An 8,840-nucleotide genomic window follows, 5' to 3' on the forward strand; every position below is an offset into this window, starting at 1 on the left:
CTCAGCCTTCTTCATCCTCGAACCAATGCGCCCGCGCCTGCATGATCATGTCGCTGGCGGTGTCTTCCGGCAGCCCCGTGAGCTCGGCCAGCTCGTCGGTCGCCAGTTCGGCCAGATCATCCAGGCTGGTAATGTTGTTTTCGGCCAGGCGGGCCACAATGGCCCCATCCATGCCCTTGATCTCGAGCAGGTCGCGCGCCGTCTGCACGCGCTCTTCCTGGGCAATGGCCTCGGTGAGCAGTGCATTGCGGGCGCGCGCACGCAGCTCGTTGACTGTTTCTTCGTCGAACGCCTCGATTTCGAGGAGCTCTTGCAAGGGCACGTAGGCGACCTCTTCGAGGCCGGTGAACCCTTCATCGATCAGGATATCGGCAATTTCCTCGTCGACGTCGAGCCGGGTGACGAACGCATGGCGCAACTCGGCGCGCTCGGTCTCCTGGCGGTCGCGGCTTTCCTCGGGGGTCATGATGTTGATCTGCCAACCGGTGAGCTCGGAGGCCAGGCGCACGTTCTGGCCGCGAGCGCCAATGGCCTTGGGCAGGTTCTCTTCGTCGACCACGACATCCATGGCGTGACGCTCTTCATCGACCAGAATGGACTCGACGTGAGCGGGCGCCAAGGCCCCGATCACGAATTCGGCAGGCGCATCGGCCCACAGCACGATGTCGACCTGTTCGCCGCCGAGCTCGTTGCGTACGGCCGTTACCCGTGAACCCCGCATGCCCACGCAAGTACCGATGGGGTCGATACGCTTGTCGTAGGCCACCACCGCAATCTTGGCACGGATGCCCGGATCGCGGGCAGCCGCCTTGATTTCAAGCAGACCCTGTTCGATTTCCGGTACTTCGTTTTCGAACAGCTCGCGGATGAAATCAGGCGAGGTCCGCGACAAGATGACCTGCTGGCCACGCGCCGCATGATCCACCCGCAGGACATACGCACGAATGCGATCACCCGCGCGGATGTTTTCTTTGGGAATCATTTCGGTGCGCGGCAACCGGGCTTCGACCTTGCCGATCTCGAGGATCGCATCGCCTTTGTCCATGCGCTTGACCATGCCCGACACGATGCTCTCGCCCCGGTCGAGGAAGTCATTGAGCAGCTGTTCGCGCTCGGCGTCGCGGATTTTCTGGAGTATTGCCTGCTTTGCGGCCTGGGCCCCGATACGGCCGAATTCGACGGGCTCGAGCGGCTCTTCGATGTATTCGCCGATTTCAATGCCGGGAACGATATCCTGGGCATCCGTGAAGAGCTCCTGCGACTGCGGCTCTTGCAGGCCGGCCTCGTCGGGGACCACGAGCCAGCGCCGGAAGCCTTCGTGTTCGCCGGTTTGCCGATCGACAGCCACGCGAATGTCGACGTCTTCCTTGAAGCGTTTTTTCATGGCTGAAGCCAGTGCGCTTTCGAGCGCACCAAAAACCACCTCGCGCTCGACGTTTTTTTCGCGCGCCAAGGCGTCAACCAATAGCAGAATTTCGCGGCTCATCGCTTCTTACCCTTGAAATCGAGAATCGGGTCCAGCCTGGCCCTATCCACATCGTCACATGAAAACGGCAGTACCCGCTGCTGGCCGGCATCATCCTGCCAGTGCAGACTGAACGTGGCCGGATCTTCGGACTCGAGATGCAACAGACCCACGAACGTCTTGCGCGATTCGACCGGTTCGTGCAGGCGCAGCTCGATGCGCTGACCTGCGAAACGGATGAAATCCGCTGGCCGCCGCAATGGCCGATCAACCCCCGGCGAACTGACTTCTAGACGCTTGTAGTCGACGCCTTCGACTTCGAAGACATGCGACAGCTGGCGCGACACCTGCTCGCAATCTTCGATTCGCACCCCTTGGGGGCGATCGATGATCACACGCAAAACCCCCAGGGGCGCGCGCTCTACGTCGACCAGTTCGACATCGAAACCCAACAGGGCCTGCCGGGTTACCGTGAGAATATCTGCCATGAAATCCAAAAAAAAGGGGCTGTCCGGCAGCCCTCTGTTTGCCCGTACACGACCAGGCGAATTCAGGTACTTTCGGGTTGCCCCGAATCCACAACACAAAGTGCTGTAAAGCCTTGCATTGTAACATCATTTGGGTGCCGCCATACACCGCTTTCATGTATTTATCGAGCGGGCCCTGTGCGCCAAAGCTGGGATTCATGTGCGTGCGCCCCGCGTGGCTGATGTTCGCCGCGCGGGCTCGGCGTGCGGCGGGCTGGCTTGCCCTTGGCGATGCCTGCCGGCTGGGTCGCCCCCGCTGCCTTGCCGGGCCGCCCCGATTTGCCCTGCCGGGCGGGTTTCGCACCGGGCTTGCCCCCCCCCGCCGGCTTTTTCGCGCCGGTCGGGGCCCCGCCGGCTTCAGCCCCTGCAGGACCCTTGGCCGCCTGCCTGGACTTGTGTCGGGGCGGCTTCTTGCCTTGTTCGGGATGCCCATTGGCCAAGCCGCCGCTGATCAGCAGCCCGGGGCCGAAAGGATCCACGGCCTGCCTGCGCCCGCCCGACACTTTGCCACGGCGGTTGATCCGCGCACCATTTTGGCCATTTTGTGCCACAGTCCCAAACCCCGGCGGCAACGCACTGGCATGCGACAGGGGCTGGCGCTCTTGGGCGGCATCGTCTGCGGACCCAGCCCCGAGCAGGCCCAGCTGGACCATCAGCGCACCGACGAGATTCTGGTCGAGCTCCTCCCAGCGCCCCCGACGCAGCTGCACCGGCAGGACGACATCGCCGAAACGCGTACGGATCAGGCGGCTGACGACCACCCCGACACCCTCGAAGAGACGCCTGACCTCGCGATTGCGGCCTTCTCCCAAGGTGACCCGGTACCACCGGTTGCTGCCTTCGCCACCCAGATATTCGAGTGTGTCGAAACGCGCCGGGCCGTCGCCCAATTCGATACCTTCGAGCAATTGACGCTGCTTTTCGGCATCGAGCTCGCCCAGCACCCGGACGGCGTATTCGCGCTCGGCCCCATAGCGCGGATGCGCGAGCCGATTGGCGAGGTCGCCCGACGTGGTGAAGATCAGCAGGCCCTCGGTGTTGAGATCGAGCCGCCCGACCGACAGCCACTTGGCGCCCCGCACACGCGGCAAACGCGCAAAGACGGTCGCCCGCCCTTCGGGATCATCGTGGCTGACGATCTCGCCGGCCGGCTTGTGATAGATCACCACCCGGGGCAGCTTCCCGGCCTTTGGACGCGAAATCAGGCGGCCATTGACGCGCACCTTGTCGTCCGGACCGATGCGCTGGCCGACATGGGCCGGCTCGCCGTTCACCGAGACCCGCCCCGCCACGATCAGATCTTCCATGTCGCGACGCGACCCCACCCCCGCATCCGCCAGCACCTTGTGCAGTTTCGGGCGCAGGACGTCGTGCTCGAGATACGAGCCCAACCGATGTTCGATCGACTCGGCCCGCCCCAGATAGGACAGCGCCTGATCCGCCTCTGCGGCGGTACCCGGATCGATGTCGGGGGCAGACTCGGCCATCCTTTCGGGCGCGTCTGCGCGGCGCCGCCGGTATGGGCTACGCAGTTTGCGCCCATGTGGACGCCCTTTGCCCGCTCGTTCGGCCGTGCCGGACTGTTCCGCATGGGCCTGGGCGGCGGGCTGGACGGCTTCGAGATCTGCTGTCATGAGGCTGTGTGACTCCTAAACCAATTTTTCCTGTGGCCCATAGGGGCCTGTTTCATCGAGAAATAATGCATCGACCTGGGCTGACTGCTGGGGATCGAGCGCCGGTAATTCATCGAGCGCCCGCAACCCGAGATCATCCAGAAAACGACGCGTCGTTCCCCATAGAGCGGGTCTGCCCGGCGCATCCCGGTATCCCAGCGTTTCGACCCAGCCACGATCTTCGAGGGTGCGCATGATCTGGCTGGATACCGTCACCCCGCGAATTTCTTCGATATCGCCACGAGTGACAGGCTGGCGCCACGCAATGATGGCCAGTGTCTCGAGGACGGCACGAGAATAACGCGTTGGTTTTTCGGGGCTCAGGCGCCCCAGGTAAGGCTGCATGTCGGGACGGCTCTGAAAGCGCCACCCGCCCGCTACCTGAACCAGCTGCAAGCCCCTGTCTTGCCAATCTAGCTGCAGCACGGCCAAGTGACGACGGACGTCGTCCCCGGAAATCTGGTCTTCGAAAAGTTTGCGCAGAATGCCAACCGCCAAGGGTTCTTCTGCACACAACAAGGCGGTTTCAAGTATACGCAGGATTTCCGCTTCAGTCATTGTAACTTGAACTCAAAAGGTTTGCTTGCAGTATTTTCCCAGACTTGCTATAGTTTCGTCTTCAGCCGCGGGGTGGAGCAGTTTGGTAGCTCGTCGGGCTCATAACCCGAAGGTCATAGGTTCAAATCCTATCCCCGCAACCAGATAAAGCCAGGGGCTTGCCAGTATTTGGCAAGCCCCTGTGCCATTTGGGCCTTTCAGCGGCGCAGCGGCATGCGCTGACGGCCATCGGCATCGAAGTTGGATGGCTCCAGCCACGCCACGAAGCGCGCCCGGATCGCAGGCCATTCGGTGTCTGTGATCGAATACCAGGCCGTATCGCGGTTCTCGCCCTTGACGACCATATGCTGGCGGAAAACGCCCTCGGGCGTGAAACCGAAGCGCAACGCCGCGCGCCGTGATGCCTGATTCTGGGCATTGCATCGCCATTGCCATCGGCGATAGGCCAGCGTCGTCATCATGTGGTCTGCCAACAGGAAAAACGCTTCCGTTGCCACCCGGCTGCGGGCGATGCGCGGCCCCCAGAGAATGTGCCCGATCTCGGCAGTGCCGTATTGCGGCACGATGTCCATCAGGCCCTGCCTGCCTTCGGCACGCCCCGTGGCCTTGTCGACCACCGCAAAAAACAGGGGATCCGCTGATTGGGCACTGGGGATCAGCCACGCGTCGAAACCCGCCCGGGACGAGGGAATCGGGTCTGCGATGTAGCGGTGCAGCCGCTCTGCTTCGGGCCCGCTGATGGCTTGATAAAGCGCATCGCCGTGACGCATCGGATCGAGCGGTTCGAGCCGACACCAGTGCCCTTCGTGGGCACGGCGAACGGGTTCGGGCCAGGCAACGGGAAATTCGGGACGGGTCATGAAAACAGGCTCCCAGCCGATGACAGTGTGCCGCATCCAATCGTGCCGATCGACACGCCTGCCGTCATGGGGGCGGTCCGGGGCGGATCCGACCCCGCCCATTTTGCCCGACAGCCATGCCACTATGCAAGTGAACGTTTCAGATGCCGCAAAGCGCGCGATGGTGAAACGGCCTTTCAGCCCAAAGACTTGACGACGTCTTCGGTGATTTCAAGCGTCAGGTCGATATCCTCTTTGGTGTGCGCAAACGAGATGCTGCCTTGCTTGCAGGGCGTTGGAAACTGCAGAATCCCCTTTTCCACCAGGGCCTTTCTGTACTTGAGATCTTTGTCGTTGTCGTTGTGCAGGACGATGTCCTGCCAGCCTTCTGGCGCATGGTCCATGAAATACACGCAAAATGCCGAACCCTGGCGCACCAGCGTGGTCGGATAGGACTGGCGGCTGAATATCGTATTCAGGCCGTCTTCGATATGTTGGCCAAGGCGCTCGAGGTGACCGTAGATTTCGTCGCCGCGCTCGTTGAGCTTGCGAATGACGGCCATGCTTGCCGCTACGGGGATGGGATGCGCATTATAGGTACCGGCAATCAAGACTTTTTTTGCTGGATCCGGGTGGTTGAAATACTGCATGATCTCGCGTTTGCCGCCAATGACTGCCATCGGATACCCGTTGGCCACGGCCTTGCCGAAGGTGGACAGGTCGGGCGTGACGCCGCAGAGGCCCTGATATCCGGCCAGGGCGTAACGAAAGCCGGTCTTGACCTCGTCAAAGATGAGTATCGTGCCGTATTCGTCGCACAGCGCACGCAATTGCTGCAGATACCCGTCCCGAGGCTTCACGATGCCAATGTTCTGCAGGATCGGTTCGAGGATGACCGCTGCGATGTCCCGGCGGGACAGTACCTTCTCGACCGCCTCGAGATCATTGAACTCGACCACGTGGGTAAGCGCATCCTGGAATTTCGGGATCCCGGCGGTGATTGGATGCTTGGCGTATTCCGTCCCCCTGACATGGTTGCGGACTTCGTCGTTGACGTCCATCAGGTTGTAGGCCACCGAATCCGACCAGCCGTTATAGCCACCCTGCATCACCAGGATCCGCTCGCGGCCCGTGGCGGCACGCGCCAGGCGAATTGCATAGGCATCGGCCTCCGAACCGGTGTTGGTGATCTGTACCTGCGCCATGGACGGCACCGCCTCGACCAGCATGCGCGCGATCTCGCCTTCCCAGGGGGTCGTGCCAGCCCCCATGAGGGACTGCTTGTCCAGAATGCTGCCGACCACCGCCTTTTCGACATCGGGATCATGGTGGCCAAGAAGATAAGGCCCGAACGCAGCGTGATAGTCGATGTAGCGGCGCCCTTCGTCGTCCCACATGTAGGCCCCTTCGGCCCGAACGAACTTTCTCATGGGGGAAATCACCCGATTCAAAGACATCGCGCCACCGGGGATGTACGTTGAATAATCCAAAACGCTGTTTTCAGCCATGCTCATATTGATTTTCCTGGATTGAACAAACACCGAAGCGCATGCCTCATTCATGCGCTTGGCCATCAGGCCAGCGGTGGCCCGGATGCTCCGAACACCCTGGCCGACCCTGCCATCGGCTGGCGTGCCTGGCCTCGTCGCTGACGGTCGTCTCTGACGGCGCTCGCCGCTCATCATAGCAGTTGATGATAGTTGTCAGACAAATACCCGCTTGGAACACGCTTTGCACTTTCCCAATCTCCGATATACTTAGGGGTTTATACTGATACATCATGCCCTTCATCACCCAGCTGCGTCTTTCACCAGGCGACAGACGGCATCTGCTGCTGGCTGCATCCATTGTGCTGGTCGGCATGTTTGCTTTCATTCAGGTCTACTCGGTCCAGTCCATCTTGCCCGAGATCCGGACCGACCTGCATGCGACGGTGGTCGAAGTCGGCCAGGCCGTGGGCATCACCATCCTGGCCATCGCCTTGACCGCGCCATTTGCGGGTATCGTGTCCGATGCCCTGGGGCGCAAGTGGCTGATCGTCGGCTCGGTGCTGTTTCTGGCCATTCCGACCGGCCTGCTCATGCTGGTGCAGGACGTGCGCGGCCTGCTGTGGCTGCGTTTCCTCCAAGGCCTAGCCGTACCGGGCGTATCGGTGGTGATCACGGCCTATATCGGCGAGGAATTCCGCGGCGCACGCATGGTGCGCATCATGACGCTGTACGTGAGCGGCTGCATCATGGGCGGTTTTCTGGGCCGTTTCATGCTGGGTCACCTGACCGAATACATGTCGTGGCGGCAGGCATTCGGCGTCATGGCGTTCCTGAACATCCTGGGCGGTCTGGTCATCTGGCGAGGCCTGCCAGCCTCGCGCCATTTCAAGGCCAACCCGAACATCCAGGCCAGCCTGCGCACGCTGAGCCGGCTGCTGCACAACCGCGACCTGCGCGTCGCCAGCCTGATTGGCGCCACCTTGCTGTTTTGCCAGATCGCCCTCTTCACGTACATCAACCTGCATCTGGCAGGGGCCCCCTATTTCTACAGCCCGGGCAACCTGGCCAACCTGTTTACCGTATACCTGCTGGGCATGATGGTCATGCCGATCATGGGCTATATCATTCCACGCATCGGCATCCGCAATGCCATCCTGCTGTCGGTGGGCCTGAGCATGGCGGGGGTGGCCTTGACCATGGCGCCGCCGGCCGCGCTGATCATCCTGGCTTTGACTCTGGCTGCCTGCGGCACCTTCATTGCGCAATCATCGGTCATGAGTTTCGTGGCTCAGCGCATGAACGAAGGCCGCTCGCTGGCCAATGGCTTGTACTACACCATCTATTATTGCGGCGGCTTCCTGGGCGCGTGGATATGCGGACTGGCCTACGACTGGCACGCCTGGCCCGCCACCGTCACCACCCTGCTGCTCGTACAGCTGGCGGGCTGGCTGGTGGCCTGGCGATACATCCAGGCCCCCCCCCGAGCCTGAGAGTGCGCGCCCATGCCGGGCGCCCGAAAAAAAGGCTGCTTACGCAGCCTATAGACAGGGCAACGCCCTGATCCCGGGATATCCCGGGGGGTCATTTCTTCTTTTTGCCACCTGTATCCGCAGGCGTGGGAAACGGAAAACCGGGAAACAGGCTGCGGGTCTGATCCTGCATCTGTTCCTGCATCTTGATGAACACGCCACGGCTTTGCTCTAGGTAGTTGTTCATCATGCTCTGCAGCGCCGGCGTTTGCATGTTGACCAGCTGGGCCCAGGCTTCGGGCCCGAAATGTTGCTGATACAGCCCCTGCGACTGCTCGGCCATGCGCTCCTGGAGCTCTATCATGACCTGGATGTTCTTTTCGAGGAAAGACCCCATCATGCCCTGCATGGAGTGCCCGTAGAAGCGGATGATCTGCGCCAGCACCGGCGCGGAAAACATGGGCACGCCACCGGATTCTTCTTCGAGGATGATCTGCAGCAGAATATTGCGCGTGAGGTCATCCCCTGTCTTGGCATCCACCACCGTGAAGTCGGCGCTTTCGAGCACCAGCTGCTTGATGTCGGCCAAAGTGATGTAGGAACTGGTCTGCGTATCGTACAGGCGCCGGTTCGGATACTTTTTGATCAGCCGTGCGGCCGCCGTTGCGGTTTTCTGCTGCGCCATCATTACCCCATGTGCAAGCCACCGTTGATGGAAAAATCGGCCCCCGTGGAGAACCCGGAGTCATCCGAAGCGAGCCAGGCCACGATGGAGCCGATTTCTTCGGGCGCACCCAACCGCTTGACCGGGATAGTGGC

Annotated in this window: 8 protein-coding genes, 1 tRNA gene and 1 pseudogene; 2 read left to right on the forward strand and 8 right to left on the reverse strand. The window is 61.6% G+C overall.

Going from position 1 to position 8,840, the window contains the following annotated elements:
- Position 1: 1 nt before the first annotated feature.
- From nusA to scpB, 4 genes and pseudogenes are all read right to left on the reverse strand, one after another.
- Positions 2 to 1,486, reverse strand: coding sequence for a transcription termination factor NusA (gene nusA, locus WCZ84_RS01610; RefSeq protein WP_372684507.1), 1,485 nt, complete (start codon positions 1,484 to 1,486; stop codon positions 2 to 4).
- On the reverse strand, positions 1,483 to 1,953 hold the full coding sequence (gene rimP / locus WCZ84_RS01615; RefSeq protein ID WP_372684508.1) for a ribosome maturation factor RimP: 471 nt from the start codon (positions 1,951 to 1,953) through the stop codon (positions 1,483 to 1,485). Before rimP ends, nusA begins: the two co-directional genes overlap by 4 nt.
- Positions 1,954 to 2,114: 161 nt before the next feature.
- A complete protein-coding gene (gene rluB, locus WCZ84_RS01620) occupies positions 2,115 to 3,626 on the reverse strand; it encodes a 23S rRNA pseudouridine(2605) synthase RluB (protein WP_372684509.1) in 1,512 nt (503 codons plus the stop codon).
- Positions 3,627 to 3,704: 78 nt separating this feature from the next.
- Positions 3,705 to 4,223 (reverse strand): annotated as a pseudogene (gene scpB, locus WCZ84_RS01625) (SMC-Scp complex subunit ScpB); the annotation flags it as partial.
- Between the two features lie 66 nt (positions 4,224 to 4,289).
- Between scpB and WCZ84_RS01630 the strand changes: the two are divergent.
- Positions 4,290 to 4,366 (forward strand) — tRNA-Met (locus WCZ84_RS01630).
- A gap of 54 nt (positions 4,367 to 4,420) precedes the next feature.
- Here WCZ84_RS01630 and WCZ84_RS01635 read toward each other — a convergent pair.
- Both WCZ84_RS01635 and WCZ84_RS01640 read right to left on the reverse strand, forming a co-directional pair.
- Complete coding sequence (locus WCZ84_RS01635) at positions 4,421 to 5,083, reverse strand: GNAT family N-acetyltransferase (RefSeq protein WP_372684510.1); 663 nt, start codon at positions 5,081 to 5,083, stop codon at positions 4,421 to 4,423.
- A gap of 176 nt (positions 5,084 to 5,259) precedes the next feature.
- On the reverse strand, positions 5,260 to 6,492 hold the full coding sequence (locus WCZ84_RS01640; protein WP_372684511.1) for an aspartate aminotransferase family protein: 1,233 nt from the start codon (positions 6,490 to 6,492) through the stop codon (positions 5,260 to 5,262).
- 350 nt (positions 6,493 to 6,842) lie between these two features.
- Here WCZ84_RS01640 and WCZ84_RS01645 point away from each other — a divergent pair, with 350 nt between their 5' ends.
- Complete coding sequence (locus tag WCZ84_RS01645) at positions 6,843 to 8,042, forward strand: MFS transporter (protein ID WP_372684512.1); 1,200 nt, start codon at positions 6,843 to 6,845, stop codon at positions 8,040 to 8,042.
- 91 nt (positions 8,043 to 8,133) lie between these two features.
- On the opposite strand, the gene phaR is transcribed toward WCZ84_RS01645, so the two are convergent.
- Both phaR and WCZ84_RS01655 read right to left on the reverse strand, forming a co-directional pair.
- Positions 8,134 to 8,706, reverse strand: a complete 573-nt coding sequence (gene phaR, locus WCZ84_RS01650) for a polyhydroxyalkanoate synthesis repressor PhaR (protein ID WP_372684516.1) — start codon at positions 8,704 to 8,706, stop codon at positions 8,134 to 8,136.
- Positions 8,707 to 8,708: 2 nt separating this feature from the next.
- The coding region (locus WCZ84_RS01655) for an SDR family oxidoreductase (RefSeq protein WP_372684517.1) at positions 8,709 to 8,840 on the reverse strand (132 nt) is incomplete at its 5' end.

Origin of the sequence: Castellaniella sp. (assembly GCF_041675725.1) — a bacterium.
Taxonomy (GTDB): Bacteria; Pseudomonadota; Gammaproteobacteria; order Burkholderiales; family Burkholderiaceae_B; genus Castellaniella.